This is a genomic window from Desulfurococcaceae archaeon (assembly GCA_038845865.1).
GTDB lineage: Archaea > Thermoproteota > Thermoprotei_A > Sulfolobales > Desulfurococcaceae > UBA285.
Genome location: JAWBQJ010000004.1, coordinates 1 through 15,444, shown reverse-complemented (window position 1 = coordinate 15,444; position 15,444 = coordinate 1). Strand labels below are relative to the sequence as shown.

The window sequence follows — 15,444 nt, the reverse complement described above, 5'->3', positions numbered from 1 at the left end:
TTAGTGAAGGTGCGGTTCATGTGGCTTAATTTGAGCCTCTTAGTAGATGCGGTTAGGGTCGCCGCCACGCTACTGGCTCTGGGAGTGCTCAGCATAGAGGATCTAAGAACAAGAGAGCTGAGCGCTCGAATAGTCCACGCGTATCTTGCAGTTACCACGGCCCTTTTCATCGTGTCGTTTATAACGGGTAGTGGATCATTTACTCTCCTCGTGGTTTACGCTGCGTTTTCCCTACTAGTGTCTGCAGGCCTCTTCACATCACTCTATAAACTCGGCCTCGTGGGTGATGGTGACGTGTACGTGGCAATCGCACTTGGCCTAGCACTTTTCTACCCATCGATTTACAGGTTTACTCTACCTCTAGAAGGCATGTTACCGCCTTCACTAGTAGCGATATTCTACGCTGCGTTGACATCCATGTTCTTGATGCTCGTAAATGCTGTTAGGGTCCTCGCTAAGTATAGAGGCGTGCTCAGCGCGCTGAGCACTAAATACAAGATCATTTTGCCATTCGTGAGTAGACCTGTTAAGTTACGCGAGTACCTTAATGGTGTGCTTAAACACCATTTTCCAGTACAGGAGTTCACTGTTTCGGGTACAGAGGTTCTAGTCAGGTATAGACTCCTAGCGAGGATAGATGAAGACCAGGCAAGTGTACTCAGAAAGCTCGTGGACCAGGGCGTACTGAGCGAGGAAACCTACATTTGGGTATCGCCGGGAATACCATTCATATTCCACCTATTTCTCGGCGTGCTACTACTGCTTGTTCTCGGTGATGTCCCCCTCGTTCACCTGCTCATGAAGCTGTTTTCAAGACCGTAAGCGATATAGCTGAGAGTAGAATCGTGACCGGCACCCCGAGAATCCACGTTACAATTACTTTGAAAAACGTCTTCCAATCGACGTATTCCAAGCCTCGAGCACAACCTATACCAGTCACCGAGCCTATCACCGCGAGCGTGACGGAACTGGGTATGCCTAGAACTACTAGTACGGCTACAGTGAGGAAAGTGCTCAGTTGCGCTAGGAGACCCGACTCCATGGTCAGTGGTGTTATCTTGGCACCAATGGTTTCAGCTACCCGATAACCCCACAGAAAAGCTCCTAGAGAGAGCCCTGTAGCCGATATAGCCAAGGCTACTGGTAAAGTGGTGTGAACGTCGTTAGTGCCCTCTCGCGTGGTTTTAAGGAGAACTACTGAGAGTGGGCCGGCCACGTTTGCAACATCGTGCGCACCGTAAATAAACGCGACCATGAAAGAGATGGTAAGTACAGCGATTCTATACGCACGGCCGCGGAAATCGCCTTTTCCCCTTCGTCCCAAATACACGTATACGGCATGCGAAGTAGACGCGATTGACGACGTTATCAACGAGGTTACAGTGGCCAGCAGCCTCTCGATGACGTTTGCGTATAAGAGGTACTGTACAATCGCTAATACGGCAAAGAGGTACAGCGAAGCCCCAATTACCGCGTAAAGGTCACCGCGATCCTCCTTCATGCGCACGTGTACCCTGTAGAGCACCAGTGAAATGGACATCGAGGTTAAGGGAGTTAGAAGCCACGATACCACAATGAAAACCACGTTCGTCCAGTTCACGCATGATAGCCTACATAGAGAAAACGCTGAGCCCAGCATGCTACCTACAGCTACCTGGCTCACGCTAATAGGTGCTTTGCGCACTAGTGCTATCAAGGTCCAGGTAAGAGTTGAAAGGAAAACGGAGAAGACCGTCTTAGCTACAAGCCCCTGGCTACCCGTAGTGTAGTCTAGTATGCCTTCAATGAATGTGTGAGACACGAAGCTCCCCGCCATTAAAGCCCCGGTAAATATGGACAATGGGCTGAGTAGAGTGACGATCTTGGCACTCTTCCCCCTGAAGCCTGAAACCAAGCCAACTACGTTACCCGCACAATTAGCTCCATTTAATAATGAAAGCGTAAAACCCGCCGCGATTATGGCGATGAGCACCGCTAGCAACGGCTACACCTATATAAACTATATAGAATTATATAGCCAGCATTATTCTTAAGGTAGCTAAATTGGGTTTAAAAGCTTTTCAGATGAACCTGCACGTTAACGTGAACTTACAACTAATGCTTCGGGTTCAAATAAAAAAGTAATGTATGGTGAATGTGAGCTGTAAACTCGCTTAAGTGCTCGTTGTTAGATAGTCTAATACCTTCTTAAGGGACTTGATGGCCTCTATTTTATCCTTTAAGTAGTCCTTGCCTTCGCCCGTTGCGTAGTATAGTTTTACTGGAGATCCTTCAGCATCTTTATCCCACTTAGAGTATACGAGGCCCTTCTCCTCGAGGCCTTTCAAGATCACGTACACGGCGGCGCTTGGAATGTCAAAATCGAATTTCTCTTTGATATACTTTTGTACGTCAATACCCCTCATCGGCTTCTCTCCAAGGGCCTTTAAGATGATTAAATGGAGGAGTCCCCGGAGTGGAAAGCCAAACCTCGTTCTCGGGAATTCCGGGTGCCTCCAGTGGTGTTCGTGGTGGTGATGGTGATGACACATGGTACACACCATTAATTTATTTAGCTAAGTAACTTATATATCATTCACTACTAAACTAGATAATGGTTACTATAGCTCAATTAAAGAGTGGTGATTTGTTGGCCTGGTTCATAGACAGAAACGAGTGGGTAAAAATTTACAGGTACATCAGTAGCAGGCTTCCGGGTTTGAACTTTGAAAAAGACCAAGAAGCAGCTGATCTTCTGAGTAGTATTTTGCTGAAAACGAGTAAAGGCATGGAAGCTGAGTACCTCTTCGAGAAGATTGCTGGTAGGGAGGTTACAGTTGTCGTTGGTTGTGGGAAAAACGCATACCTCGAACTAGAGTACGTCAAGGCACATTACCATAGACGCGAGTTACTCTTAGTTGCCGCTGACGGGGCGGCGGGAATACTGCTGGATGCGGGGTTGGTACCTGACGTCGTGGCAACGGACCTGGACGCGGAGCTGCGCTCCCTAGTAGAGTCCTCTAGTAAGGGCTCAATCTTAGTTGTTCATGCTCACGGGGATAACATAGATAGGCTCGACTACATCACGGCTTTTAAAGGTCCTTTAATAGGCTCCACACAAGTCGAGCCGAGGCCTTTAGTATACAATTTTGGTGGTTTTACAGACGGCGATCGGGCGCTTTTCCTACTCTACTGTGCCGGGTATAGAAGGGCTATACTAGTTGGGTTTGACTTCGAAAAACCACATAGTTGCCCCGGAAAGGTAGCCGGAAACCCGGCGATCAAGTCAGTGAAGCTCGGCATCGCCAGGATGCTCATTTCACTACTTAGAGATAAAGGTATGGAGGTACTGACCTTAGGTGAAGTGATTGGAGGACCCCGCCACTAAGTACTTTTCTCCAAAGGTTACTAGTAGGGATCGCGCAGTCTTCGAGGCTGGAATAGCCATTGGCACACTCGTACACCAGTTCACCGGTATACCAGTCAGGAACGCTGAGGATTTAAAAATACTCGAGGAAGCTATTAAGAGGTCTCTACTGGCGCAACCGTTCAGAGAAGAAGTGGATGTGAAAATAAACGTCGAGCTTCCGCGAAATACCTCGCCATATAGCTACGTAACACTGAAATCTATGCACGTCGACGCCAGGATCGTAGTGAGGTACGGAAAATGCAGAGTTGTAGCGAGGTTGAGGTACATTCCCGAGCTAAAGTACACTCTGGGCTACATAGAAGAGGTAGAAGAGGTGGTTTAAACGCATAACGCGGTAGCGTGGGGCATAACGGGTGCCGGGGCACTTCTCGAAGAGAGTGTTAAGGTAATAGAGGAGCTCGTAATTCGTGGAATCAAGATTACTGCCTTTGTTTCTAAGGCAGGCGAGACCGTGCTAGAGATGTACGGTCTTCGCGGAAAGCTCGAAAACGCACTCGTAGGGGATTACCCAACGGGAATCATATATGAGAGCTCGGAGCCGCCCGGGTTCCCCTCTACGGGTAGACTTTACCTGGGCACGTACTCTTGTGTAATCGTGTCACCGGCGACGATGAATACTGTGAGCAAGATAGTTAATGGAGTGGCGGATAGTTTGGTTTCAACGCTTGCAATGCACGCTTTGAAAACAAGAACACCACTCTACATTTTGCCAGTAGACGCCTACGAGGTTAAGAGCACGGTACCCCTAGTTATCGACCGGGAGAGGTGTAGGCCGTGCAATCTATGCTATGCCGCTAACGCGTGTCCTACGGGGGCATTAAGAGAGCACCCTTATTACAAGGTAGCGGTTAACGTCATCAAGTGCAATAGATGCTACGCGTGCTTAGCTGCGTGCCCGCACGGCGCGGTGAAATTCAACGTTGAAATAGTCGTTAAGCCTGCTCCATTTTATCTCGAGATCGTGAAGAAGCTGCAGAGCATTACCGGGGTCACGGTTCTTTCGCGTCCCGAGCAGGTCAAAGAATTACTTGGTGTTACCGCGTGAAGCTACTATTAGTAACAGGTAGGCTTGCTTACAAACACGTAGTTGAGGTAGCCGAGAAGACGCGAAGGGAGCTCGGAGTTGAGGTGGACGTTTTAGAGCTCCCTATACCCGTCGCAGCGATGATTAATGTGAACTACCTCTTAAGGGAGTTACCCCGGCACAGGAGCAGGCTCGGTGGGGTTGACATCATTATCGTGCCCGGATACGCTGATGGAGACATGTCAAGCGTTTCAAGCTCTTTCGGCATACCGGTTATTAAGGGCCCTCGCTACGTCTATGACCTACCATTAATGGTTAAGGCTCTGCTTGAGGGGGTAAAGTTCTCGCCTGTAATACCTGCTGACGAGGTTTTAAGGGAGTACACCGAGAAGCGCGAGCAAGAAATACTCAACAAAGTCAAGGCTAGAGCGCAGGGGACCGGGGTATTCACGATCGGGAGCTTAAGGGTCACCTCGGATTACCCACTAGTAATTCTCGAAGCATACGCAAAAAGCCCAGATGACTTAGAGCGTTACAAGGAGGCTTTCAAACACGCCGATGCTGTGTCCCTGGGCTTTCCATACGGGTTTGACGTGGAAGAATCGGTTAGAATAGTGAAGCACGCGCGTGAACTCCTCGCGAAGCCCATAGGAGTGGATTCGGTAGACTTTAATCTCGTAATCAAGGTAGCTGAGATCGTCGATTTCATCAATGGAGTGCCCGTCGAAAGCGCTGAGAGATTAGTAGATTACAGGAGCCTTATAAGGGAGAAGCCGCTAGTACTAACGGCAACGACGGGATCTCCACGCGATCGCATAGATTTGTTGAAAAAGCGCATTGCCCACCTCGAAGAAAGGGGATTCGAGAAGCTCATAGTAGATCCTCTCCTAATGCCGCCGCTACAGGGCCTCGTAGAATCCCTCGAAGCATATGCCCTGGCTAAGCGCGAAATGCCTAACACACCGGTGCTCATGGGTACGGGCAATGTCACAGAGCTTGTTGACGTTGATAGCATTGGGTTGAATGCATTACTGGCATTTATAGGAGTCGAGCTTGGAATTGAACTATACTTGACCACGGAGGAAAGCGCGAAGACGCGCGGATCAGTGAAAGAGCTGAGGAAGGCACTAGACATGGCAGTACTAGCCAGAGAGCTGAAGAGGCCCCCAAAGGACCTGTCGACAAACATGCTTGTAGCTAAGAGTAAAAGAAGAGCGGTTACCCCCTTACCACGCGCCGAAGTAATCGTTAACGCCGTAGAGAGGCTACCGCTTAGGCACGACCCTAGGGGGTACTTCAAGATCGCCGTAAACCACGAAAAGGGTGAGATACTGTTGCAGCACTATGAGCCCGGGGCCCTGAAGCCTAGTTTAGAGATCAGGGGGAGAGACCCCTACGCAATATTCGCGGAGGTTATTAGAAGGAACCTGGTATCGCTTTACGAGCACTGCTTTTACCTCGGCTACGAGCTCGCCAAGGCCAGCATCTCGCTCAAAGTAGGTAGAGAGTACGAACAGGATAAGGAGATGTTTTAACCTTTACGGATATGGTGGAAAAAGAAGTTAAGAAAAACTAGGTAGCTTATTGGACGGGTTTAGCGGCCCTTTCAAGCCATTTTCTAACTTCAGCCACTTCCTCCAGCGGTATTTTTCCTTCTTCGTAGCAAAGCCACCAGTCGTAGCACTTAAATCGCTTTGGCCTTTCCTGCGCTTCTTGGACGGTTCTCGCTGGTGGCACTATGACGGCGTCTCCTACTAGTTCGTTATTCGGCCAGTTAGCCGGTAATGCTCTTCTATATTGAGTGTTTATTTGTAGTGCCTTTAGTAACCTCAGGATCTCGTCTATGTTCCTACCGGCCTCCTGGGGGTAGTACAGCACCGCTCTTATAACGCCTTCAGGGTCTACTAAGATGACCGCTCTAACGGTGTGGGTAGCGCTTTGCGCGTGTAAGAAGCCCAGCTTCCTGGCCACCTCGCCGTTGGGGTCCGCGATCACGGGGAAAGGTATCTCAACGCCCAGTTTCTCCTTAATCCACTCAACCCACTTGATGTGAGAGTAGACGCTGTCCACGCTGTGTCCTAGTAGCTCGGCGTTAAGCTTCTTGAAGTCTTCTACTCTCTTAGCGAATGCCACGAACTCGGTAGTACAGACGGGTGTGAAGTCAGCGGGGTGGCTGAACAGTACTAGCCACTTGCCCTTATAGTCTTCTGGCAGCTTCTTCACTCCGTGAGTTGTTTCAACGGTTATTTCGGGGAACCTTTCACCTATAAGGGGTATTGTACCTGGCACCCCGCTCACCCTGTTTACAAATATTAAGAGAGGGGTTTTTAAGTATTACTTTATATTAGCTTACGCGAATATTATTATTTGAAAAATTAATCAATAGGTTAGCAGTGAGTTACTATAACATATTACCGTCCCGATTCGAAGCTGCTTTTAGGTGGCCTGGTTTGAGTGAGTGCAAGGTTTTAAAGTGCCCTTTCTGCGGCTTTGAGGGCAGTAGAGAGGACTTTTCGTATATATATGAAGTAACGCTCTACCTCGTAGACTCCGAGGTCGAGAAGGAAGAACGCGAAAGACCCGTACTAGTAGTATGTCCGAGATGTAAACAAGGCTTCTTCCTGGAAGACCCCTATTTCAAACTTCGTACTGGTATGCTTTATAGGAATCGAGTACATAACTCTACATGATCTAGAGCGTCGGGTGTACCGTAATGGGCATCTCTTATCCATAGGTGATTCGATGGTCTCGGAGAAGTGGAGCGAACACGGGCATTTTACCGTTACATCATTTAATGGGCAGGTTAGGGATCCCATATACGGGTACATTGATTACATTAAAGAACTAGAAGGCGTTATAATGGATTCCTGGGTTCTCCAAAGGTTACGGTACATCTACCAGTTGCAGGCAGCTCATTTTGTGTATCCCGGTGCAACCCATACTCGTTTCTCCCACTCACTAGGGGTGATGTATTCCTCCTACAAGTACATAACCTTCCTCCTGAGGTCGGTTTACGCCTCGATTATCTCAAGTAAGGCGGTTGAGGAACTGCGTAAGAAGTACAAAGAGATAGTACTGGCCGCGCGGATACTGGGGCTACTTCACGATATAGGTCACGGTCCCTTTAGCCACGCTTTCGACAAGCACGTTTACAGGACAAGGAGGTTTTTAGGCTATAGAGTTGGAAACCACGAAGTAGTCGGGTACATCATTTACAGGGATTTCATCAAGGAGCTCATTGAGAAGATCGCGCTCAGGAACAAGGCATACCTCGGCGTGGAGGTGGACTATCTGCTTGACCTGCTGGACGCCGGTATGAAACCACCTCAAGGCGTGAGGAACTTCACAGACCTCTCCTCGAAAGGCAGAATAAGCATTAAGGACTTCTACAAGCCCGCGGGCAGTAGCGGTTTCGAAAGAATAGTGAGGATGGTTATCAGGGATTACATATACACGAGCGACATAATGGACTATTTGAAGAGAGACAGCTACTTTACTGGCGTTCCCATAGGACAAATAAACGATGACTGGATCGTCAGAAACTCGTTCATATTGGAGAAAGACGATAAGCTAGTGCTGGCTGTTTCCTCGAAGGCCCTAGACGAGGTTTCGAGGCTTTTCGATGCGAGGAAGTTAATGTACAAGTACGTCTACCTACACCCAGTTAACGTCGCGTTCATAGAGACGATCGGGTCTTTGCTGGAGTGCACTAAGAGCTACATTGCAAGAGTGCTAGAGGAGGTGCTTACGTCACCCGAGAGACTAGTAAAATACTTTACTCTAACAGACCACTCCCTTTACTCCAAGCTACAGGAACTACTCGTTAAAAGCCCAGACGAGTACGAGTGCGAGGATAAATCATTTGCCAGGATAGCCCTTGAAAGCCTCTTTTACCAGAGAAAGCCTGTGTGGAAGCTTGTGAAGAGATTTACATATGATTTAGAAACGGCCAACGTGCTGTTTGGCGAGATCGGGGAAAGGGTTCAAGAGGCTATTAAAGAGCGCATCAAGGAAGAGGTGGCCAGTAGGCTTTCAAGTAAAGGAATCCTGGAGAGCGACGTGAACGTGTTCGTTGATAAGATCGAGGTATTCCCCTCAGCGGGTACTGAAATAGAAGATACAATAGAGGTCGTCGACGTCAAGGATGGTAAGGTCGTATACGAAAAGTCAATGCCATTCGACGATTTCGCAACCGAGTATGGACTTAAATCGGAGGCTTTGGTATCGGTATATCTGCGTAGAGGCAAGTACAAAGACCTGTCCGGGAAAGACCTCGAAGAGATAATAGAGATATCAGAAAGCGTCATCGAAAATTCCATTAAGGGTAGGCGTAAAGAAGCCCCGGAGACTAGTTAAATAGGTGCTAAATTGCCATTACAATGGGTGCCCGGAGTCATAACAATGTTGATCCAGATACTGACGATCCTATTACTAGTGCTTGCCGCTACACGTAGAGTTCGAGGTGGTGCGCGTAGAAGAGCCGCTGTAGCTAGATTGAAGCTGAGCACGAGGCTCGACAAGAACGTGGTTTCATTCCCCACGAAGCAAACCTTCGAAGCAGGCACAGTTATCGTTACAGGAACTCTGAGTAGAGGGTACCTGTATACGGGGCATTGGAACGTTAGGTGGCACGGCGGTAAGGTGCTCGTAGAAGCACATGACCTCGTACTAAGGGACTTGTGTCAGAAACCCCCTCTAGTGTTGAAAGGAGGTGGTACCTTCACCGCCGTGCTACCAGCCGTGAGAATTACTAGTGGAGAATTTAAAGACACTTTAATAGCATGCCTTAACACGGAAACCGTCAACGCAACATCACAGGTACAACTCTACTACGAAGAGGGGTTTGTAAGGGCAGATGCTTACTTTAAACCAGGACTTATCACAACTAAGGTTGAGTGGGTTCGCATACCGGTTCGGGAAGCGCGTGAAAGGCTCGTAGCCGAAGTGTGCTACGAAGAACGGGGGACGAGCGCATGTATGGTACTCGTTGAAATGGATGGTCCGGGCACGCTGGAGAGCAAAATCCGCTACCCGGTACTCGTAAAGGTAATTACTACTCACATAGATGGCAATGGGCTCGAAGAGCTCGTAGACTCGGTTAAGCAGTTGCCCCAACTACTCGGTGTCGAAAACGTGGTGTTAAAGTTAACTATTAAAAGAGGCTTTATGAAAACCATCACTGTGAAAAGCCCGGTTAAGTCCTATGACTAGGTGTGCTTTGACGTGCTCTACCCCTACAAGTAGTTGTTGCGATAGTTTCGCCCCCATTCCATTATACCACTTTGAGTAGCCGCTTACCGCGCTTAACATCAATCGCTCTTAAACAGCTTCCTGAAGTATGCAGGTTTTTAACTCAACCTCCCGATAACGTTACAAGGTGGTTTTCGGCCATGAGCACGCACCTCGTTGTAGCATGCTTGCTTGCACTATTACCTATTAGCGAAGTACGCGGAGCAATACCCTACGTCATGGTATCTGCCGGCGGTACCCCATTAGCTTTCCTGGGTGTAGTGATCTCTGTACTTTGTAACATGCTAGTTCCGCTAATAGCCTACACGCTACTAGACCTGTTAGACGCTCTTATGAAGTCCAGGCTCGCCCCCCGCTTTGTAAGGCGGCTTTACAGCTGGTTATTAGACCTGGGTAGGAAAAGAGCGCTGAGCATTAGGAAAGAAAGCTATATTGCACTAACGCTATTTGTAGGCGTACCGCTACCGGCAACTGGCGCTTGGACCGGTAGCTTAGTGGCGTATGTGCTTGGATTGGAGAGGAGAAAGGCGGTCTTCGCTATAGAACTCGGAGTGTTAATAGCGTCTGTAATCGTGTTTGTGGTTGCATATTTCGGCATAGAAGTGCTTTCAACTCTGTTCTTGGAGTGAGCTGAGTAAAAATAAAAACCCCTTGCTCCGGTTAATTAGAGTCCTGGAACGCGCGCTAGTAACTAACTTAGTTAGCATAGTGACACGAAATGGCGCACAGTATAGGAGTAATTGAAGAATACCGCGAAAGAGTGGTAAATGGGCCTATTGGTAGAACGCTCTTATGGCTAGGCTTACCCCTAATGATCGTTCAAATAGTCCACGTATCCTACAATGTTGCAGATGCATACTGGCTAAGCAGGTACAGTAAGGTAGCGTATGCCACTCCAAGGCAGATCTGGCCTTTCTTCATGTTCATAAACGCGCTCGTCCAGGGTCTCGGAGCGGCGAACATGGCCTTCATAAGCCAGGCCATTGGCGCCAGGGATTACGACTACGCGAAGAAGATAGTTTCCTTTTTCGTAACCACGACGCTAGTGCTAAACACGATCACGGTAACGGTATTCGTGCTCTTAGGGCCTTACGTATACAGGCACGTCATGGTGACCCCGCCCGAAATATACAATTACGTGGTCACATATTCAAGCATAATCTCGCTGGACTTGTTTTTGTCAGGCCTTTACCTGTGCTACAGTACGATCTTTCAAGCAATGGGTGACACGAGAACTCCATCTAGAGCGGGAATAGTATCGTCACTGATAAACATCGTCCTAGATCCCCTATTCATCTTCGGTGTTAGGTATGGTGATGATGTCCTCGTACCCGAAATGGGCGTTGCAGGAGCGGCGTGGGCAACAGTGCTCTCCAGGTTCACCGGCTTCTTGATCGTTCTGAGAGCGCTGTTTAAAAGGTACCCGTTCTTGAAGACTAGACTTACGCTCAATATTGAAAGGGAGTGGTTGATCAGGAGTGTTAAAATAGGAGCGCCCGTGGCCTTAATGATGATGAGTAACAGCATGGCGTTTATGCTTCAAAATAGGCTAATTAATTCTTTTGGAGCTTACGTGACAGCCGCGGCAGCCATAGGCTTTGTACTAATGGATTTAGCAGACGCGGCTCTCTGGGGTTTTACATCGTCGGTTGCAACGATGGTTGGTCAGGCTCTCGGAGCTCACTTAGAGGAAAGAGCGAGGAAAGTGGTCAAGACGGCGATGCTATACATCGGTACCTGCACGTTCACCGGCTCCGCGGTAATATTGGTGTTCAGGAGCCTGTTCATAGGGTTTTTTACGGATGTGCCCGAGATCGCGCGAGAAGCAGATCTATTTGTTCAATACTTCGCGCCGACGCTGGCCTTCTTTGCGGTGTTTTTCATAGGAATGTCTATCGGTAGGGGTTCGGGGCACACACTGTACCCGACCATAATAGGCGTAATCAGGCTTTGGGGCCTTAGAATAGGGCTTGGATACCTATTAGCATTCGTACTTGAGATAGGTACTTTGGGGCTTTGGACATCAATGGCTTTTAGCAATTTCGTGGGAGGGCTCGCCATAGTGCCGTGGGCATTGCGGGGTAACTGGACTAAACCCGTTATTAGGAGAAGGGCTTTCACGTGACTGCAGTAGAGCAAGCTATGCAGGTATGTAATGCAATTCTAGCAGTACCCTACCAATAGAGGTTCCCAGATACGCGTATAAGTCGATCACGTAGCCCTGGAAAATGTAGTCCAGTAACGTTTTCAGCTTCTCCGCGGTAACACCCGCTAGCTGCCTATGTATAGTCTTCGTTTCTCCGGGTTCTAGCGTTTCGTTTATTACGATACTGCCCACCATTTCAGGGCTCCCCCCTAACACGGCGAGTATGGATAGTGCACGCAGCTCTACGCTAGCGTTTCCGGTATTAGTTACGCGTATCATGATGTCGCACGTCTCGTTGATGCAGGTAAACGTCCATGAACCACTAATGTAGAGCTCGGCTAGGTCCACTTTCTCACCCGTGGATTCACTACCAGAAGGTGCTTGGTGTAGTACTAGGTAAGCCGTTAGCGTGATGGCGAGCACGGCAATCCCAGCTATTATTGCGAGGTAAGCCTTCCTCATCTGTGGCTTTCTAGCTCTTTTCTTACTCACACTAAGCCACCTACTCGCTCATAGTGGCCGCGTAGTGCTCAGTAATGCACTAATATTTAAGTGCAGTCCGGCTATTAAGTATAGCACGCGTGTGGCGGGGTTTCGGGTGTACGTGCGTGTTTAAAGGTATGGACATAATATCGGCGCTCCAATTCTCGAGAAGCGATGTTGAAGTACTTGTTAGCATCGCAGAAGAGCTCCGGAAAGTGTACGAACGCGGCGAGAAACTATTTATTGCGCAGGGTAGGACGATGTTTACCGCGTTCTTCGAGCCGAGCACCAGGACGAGACTTAGCTTTCAGTTTGCAATGTCGAAGCTAGGAGGCACAGTAATAGACCTGGGCCCCGAGGAGGTGACCAGCATGGCTAAGGGGGAAAGCCCGGAAGACACCCTGAGAACAGTTGACGGTTACGGGCCGGACCTAATAGTGGTTAGGCACAGAGAACCAGGCTTCGCGGCTAAGGCGGCCCAGATATGTAGAGCACCTGTAATAAACGCCGGGGACGGTTACAACGAGCACCCCACACAAGCACTACTAGACGTCTACACTATTTGGAGGGTTCTCGGCAGGGTAGAGGGGATTAAGGTTGGAATGATGGGTGACCTAAAGTATGGAAGGACCATTTCAAGCCTCTCCTACTTGCTATCGAACTTCCAAGACGTTGAAGTACACTTCATATCGCCCAAGGAGCTGCAACCGCGCGAAGAGATTCTTAAAGTACTTGACCAGAGGAGAACGAAGTACGAGTTGCACGAAAAGCCTGAAGAGGTGATGGAGAAGCTAGATGTCCTCTACGTTACGAGGCTCCAGAAAGAGAGAATGAAGCCGGAGGAGTACGAAAGGCTTAAAGGCAGCTACACGGTCACCTACGAGTACCTCAAAAAGTTCAAGAAAATACCCATAATACTACACCCCTTACCAAGGGTCTGGGAGCTTACGCCAGATGTTGACGTGCTACCACAAGCAATGTACTTCGAGCAGGCGAAGAACGGCATGTACATCAGGATGGCGTTAATAAAGGCAATACTGGGACTGTGAGTGGTTCAGAAACCCACCGTGTCTTCACCGCTCAGGCCCAAAAGCCATCATCACAACCACGCTCCAATTAAAACAACGTTTTTACCTATATATCCTCTAAAGCTGAAGCCTCCTACAACGCCGTTCGTGATATTTGTAGTAGTTTCTGCTATGTTTTGGCCCTAACCTGGTTGTATACCCCTAGTATAAACACCACAGTGCACAGTACTAGCGCCATCACCTCGTTTAAGCCTAGCGCCACGACCCCCCTGTAGATCATGGTTGCCCCGGTAAGCGCGAATAACGCAGATACCACGTAATTGCCCAGCATGTACACTATAACCGTGAGCACTATGACAAGTACTATGAACAGGGCCCCACCTCCTCGGATTAGAGTACTCGCAATAATGTACGAGAAAACCACGGATAGAGCCAGTTTGTAGATTAAAAAGCCCGTGAAAAGACCGATGAGCGCCGCGATGAACGCTAGCGGTATTGATACAGCCAGACTCCCCCACAACTTGAAACTGTAAACGAACGATGTATACCCCAAAAAGGCGGCAAAAGCTATAGATGAGAGAACCCTCGCGAACTGCCTACCCCAGAAACATAGTAAGACCCCGAGTACGACCAGAACCACGTACGCGGGGACATCAATATATTCAGCAACAGGCACTACATTCACCTAGCAACAAGCCCTTTTAATTCTTTACCCTGTATTCTTTAAAAACGCCTACATGACAATCTTTCAATATTTCTACTGTATTCTCTCTTACAGTCAGAGCGTAGTCAACAGTGATGTTCGCGGCTGGACTTTCAATTCTTTCTATTGTATTCTAGAGAACACTTGTTCAAGCACCATGCGGGCAGGGAGGTCTTTCAATTCTTTCTATTGTATTCCGAGGAGATACGCTTGAGAGTAGAGAGAGTGGAGTGGGAGGAGCTTTCAATTCTTTCTATTGTATTCCATCCGCCCCCCCGCCCCCCAACACGCGAACGTTAATTTGTGAGCCTTTCAATTCTTTCTATTGTATTCCCCTGTTGACCAGCCACGTCGTGCTCCTGTCTTCAAGCGGCACTTTCAATTCTTTCTATTGTATTCCCTTGTCTAGCTCAGCTATCTCAGTACGTAATGCTATCTCTTCCTCGCCTTTCAATTCTTTCTATTGTATTCTATAGAGTCCTCGCGTCACAGGACCCTGAGCTGGCGAGGTACAGCTTTCAATTCTTTCTATTGTATTCCAGATCCCGCGTGTGCATAGCGTTCGCGAAGTGTTTTCAGCTATTGCTTTCAATTCTTTCTATTGTATTCAGGGAAATGATGGAATTAATGGAGTTGCCGTCAAGAGACATTACTTTCAATTCTTTCTATTGTATTCTTCATGCTAGCTGACTGCCATTTTCGAGCTTCACCCGTGTCCCTTTCAATTCTTTCTATTGTATTCCGCTCCGTACAGAGACGAGGTTGAATCCGATCAGCTGGACTTTCAATTCTTTCTATTGTATTCTAGTCTCGATAGCTCTGGGAACTCTCTGCTGAGCTTGTACCTTTCAATTCTTTCTATTGTATTCTATTTCTGATCTTTTATGTGTTGCCTTCAATATTGTTTATTGTGTCTTCGGGTTTATATATTTTGATGTTGATTTTCCCCGGGATTTTTCATGGTGATCATGGGGTTCTGATCAACCGGTTCAACTCGGCGGGATCTACCTTGTTCCTGCCTGGATTGGGGATGATCTAGTGGGTGGGTTGCGATCTACTCAATGGAGCTTAACACTGGCTAGCAACTGGTTTTGACCTAGTCTCTAAGGCTATTTCGCGGGGTTTAGGATCTTCCCCGCTTGATCAAGGTGTTCACTGGTGGGGGCAGAACTTCCCATACCAGCAGCTCCTGCACTTGGTGCTATTCCAGGGCCTGGGCGGGTTTGCTTCCTTTGAGACTATCTCCTGGGTTTTCTTCGTAATTTCCTCTACTTCTTTCACGAGGTCCCAGTTCAATTCCAGCGTTCTCCCGACACCTTCCACCTCGATCCTCAACCTGCGAACACCTGGCAAGACCTCCTTCGCAATTATGTAGGATGCTACAGCCTGTTCAACGTACCT

The 15,444-nt window shown here is 48.4% G+C and carries 17 protein-coding genes and 1 CRISPR repeat array; of the genes, 11 read left to right on the top strand and 6 right to left on the bottom strand.

From position 1 onward, the window contains the following. The first annotated feature begins 18 nt into the window (after nt 1–18). Complete coding sequence (locus QXU03_05460; protein MEM2171179.1) at nt 19–822, top strand: A24 family peptidase C-terminal domain-containing protein; 804 nt, start codon at nt 19–21, stop codon at nt 820–822. On the opposite strand, the gene QXU03_05455 is transcribed toward QXU03_05460, so the two are convergent. Next, nucleotides 797–1,972, bottom strand: coding sequence for an inorganic phosphate transporter (locus QXU03_05455; GenBank protein MEM2171178.1), 1,176 nt, complete (start codon nt 1,970–1,972; stop codon nt 797–799). The genes QXU03_05460 and QXU03_05455 overlap by 26 nt on opposite strands. Before the next feature lie 181 nt (nt 1,973–2,153). Further along, on the bottom strand, nt 2,154–2,531 hold the full coding sequence (locus tag QXU03_05450) for a PadR family transcriptional regulator (protein ID MEM2171177.1): 378 nt from the start codon (nt 2,529–2,531) through the stop codon (nt 2,154–2,156). A 62-nt stretch (nt 2,532–2,593) separates the two neighbouring features. On the opposite strand from QXU03_05450, the gene QXU03_05445 reads away from it, so the two are divergent. From QXU03_05445 to QXU03_05430, 4 genes are read left to right on the top strand one after another with little or no spacing between them, the layout of a single operon-like run. Next, the gene (locus tag QXU03_05445) at nt 2,594–3,367 is read left to right on the top strand and encodes a 6-hydroxymethylpterin diphosphokinase MptE-like protein (GenBank protein ID MEM2171176.1); all 774 of its coding nucleotides are present in this window, start codon (nt 2,594–2,596) and stop codon (nt 3,365–3,367) included. After that, nucleotides 3,348–3,731 (top strand): dihydroneopterin aldolase family protein, encoded by a 384-nt coding sequence (locus QXU03_05440; protein ID MEM2171175.1) that lies wholly within the window; start codon nt 3,348–3,350, stop codon nt 3,729–3,731. Before QXU03_05445 ends, QXU03_05440 begins: the two co-directional genes overlap by 20 nt. 24 nt (nt 3,732–3,755) lie before the next feature. Next, nucleotides 3,756–4,454: a flavoprotein gene (locus tag QXU03_05435; GenBank protein ID MEM2171174.1), complete on the top strand. Its 699-nt coding sequence runs from the start codon at nt 3,756–3,758 to the stop codon at nt 4,452–4,454. Beyond that, nucleotides 4,451–5,968 carry a dihydropteroate synthase-like protein gene (locus QXU03_05430; GenBank protein MEM2171173.1) on the top strand — a complete coding sequence of 506 codons (1,518 nt, stop codon included), beginning with the start codon at nt 4,451–4,453 and terminating at the stop codon, nt 5,966–5,968. Before QXU03_05435 ends, QXU03_05430 begins: the two co-directional genes overlap by 4 nt. Nucleotides 5,969–6,014: 46 nt before the next feature. Here the strand turns inward: QXU03_05430 and QXU03_05425 are convergent, their stop codons facing one another. Further along, nucleotides 6,015–6,722, bottom strand: a complete 708-nt coding sequence (locus tag QXU03_05425) for a peroxiredoxin (protein ID MEM2171172.1) — start codon at nt 6,720–6,722, stop codon at nt 6,015–6,017. Between the two features lie 161 nt (nt 6,723–6,883). Here QXU03_05425 and QXU03_05420 point away from each other — a divergent pair, with 161 nt between their 5' ends. From QXU03_05420 to QXU03_05400, 5 genes are all read left to right on the top strand, one after another. After that, nucleotides 6,884–7,123 (top strand): hypothetical protein, encoded by a 240-nt coding sequence (locus QXU03_05420; protein MEM2171171.1) that lies wholly within the window; start codon nt 6,884–6,886, stop codon nt 7,121–7,123. 52 nt (nt 7,124–7,175) lie between these two features. Next, nucleotides 7,176–8,789 (top strand): HD domain-containing protein, encoded by a 1,614-nt coding sequence (locus QXU03_05415; GenBank protein ID MEM2171170.1) that lies wholly within the window; start codon nt 7,176–7,178, stop codon nt 8,787–8,789. 12 nt (nt 8,790–8,801) lie between these two features. After that, on the top strand, nt 8,802–9,644 hold the full coding sequence (locus QXU03_05410; protein MEM2171169.1) for a hypothetical protein: 843 nt from the start codon (nt 8,802–8,804) through the stop codon (nt 9,642–9,644). A gap of 179 nt (nt 9,645–9,823) precedes the next feature. After that, entirely contained in the window at nt 9,824–10,312 is a 489-nt protein-coding gene (locus QXU03_05405) for a small multi-drug export protein (protein ID MEM2171168.1), read from the top strand. Nucleotides 10,313–10,401: 89 nt separating this feature from the next. Next, the gene (locus tag QXU03_05400; GenBank protein MEM2171167.1) at nt 10,402–11,808 is read left to right on the top strand and encodes an MATE family efflux transporter; all 1,407 of its coding nucleotides are present in this window, start codon (nt 10,402–10,404) and stop codon (nt 11,806–11,808) included. 15 nt (nt 11,809–11,823) lie between these two features. Here the strand turns inward: QXU03_05400 and QXU03_05395 are convergent, their stop codons facing one another. Continuing rightward, nucleotides 11,824–12,321, bottom strand: a complete 498-nt coding sequence (locus QXU03_05395) for a hypothetical protein (GenBank protein ID MEM2171166.1) — start codon at nt 12,319–12,321, stop codon at nt 11,824–11,826. 116 nt (nt 12,322–12,437) lie between these two features. Between QXU03_05395 and pyrB the strand changes: the two genes are divergently transcribed. Further along, nucleotides 12,438–13,361: an aspartate carbamoyltransferase gene (gene pyrB / locus QXU03_05390; protein MEM2171165.1), complete on the top strand. Its 924-nt coding sequence runs from the start codon at nt 12,438–12,440 to the stop codon at nt 13,359–13,361. A 148-nt stretch (nt 13,362–13,509) separates the two neighbouring features. Here the strand turns inward: pyrB and QXU03_05385 are convergent, their stop codons facing one another. After that, complete coding sequence (locus QXU03_05385; protein MEM2171164.1) at nt 13,510–14,016, bottom strand: hypothetical protein; 507 nt, start codon at nt 14,014–14,016, stop codon at nt 13,510–13,512. Nucleotides 14,017–14,038: 22 nt separating this feature from the next. Continuing rightward, nucleotides 14,039–14,912: direct repeats of the CRISPR family, unit length 24 nt; unit sequence CTTTCAATTCTTTCTATTGTATTC. Nucleotides 14,913–15,195: 283 nt separating this feature from the next. Further along, nucleotides 15,196–15,444, bottom strand: a 249-nt coding sequence (locus tag QXU03_05380) for a Dna2/Cas4 domain-containing protein (protein ID MEM2171163.1), incomplete at its 5' end; no start/stop codon positions are given.

Bases quoted from the DNA above. Each gene is read 5' to 3' on its own strand.
- QXU03_05450 (MEM2171177.1), bottom strand. From the start codon at position 2,531: ATGTGTCATCACCATCACCACCACGAACACCACTGGAGGCACCCGGAA.
- QXU03_05445 (MEM2171176.1), top strand. From the start codon at position 2,594: ATGGTTACTATAGCTCAATTAAAGAGTGGTGATTTGTTGGCCTGGTTC.
- QXU03_05460 (MEM2171179.1), top strand. From the start codon at position 19: ATGTGGCTTAATTTGAGCCTCTTAGTAGATGCGGTTAGGGTCGCCGCC.
- QXU03_05400 (MEM2171167.1), top strand. From the start codon at position 10,402: ATGGCGCACAGTATAGGAGTAATTGAAGAATACCGCGAAAGAGTGGTA.
- QXU03_05405 (MEM2171168.1), top strand. From the start codon at position 9,824: ATGAGCACGCACCTCGTTGTAGCATGCTTGCTTGCACTATTACCTATT.
- QXU03_05415 (MEM2171170.1), top strand. From the start codon at position 7,176: ATGGTCTCGGAGAAGTGGAGCGAACACGGGCATTTTACCGTTACATCA.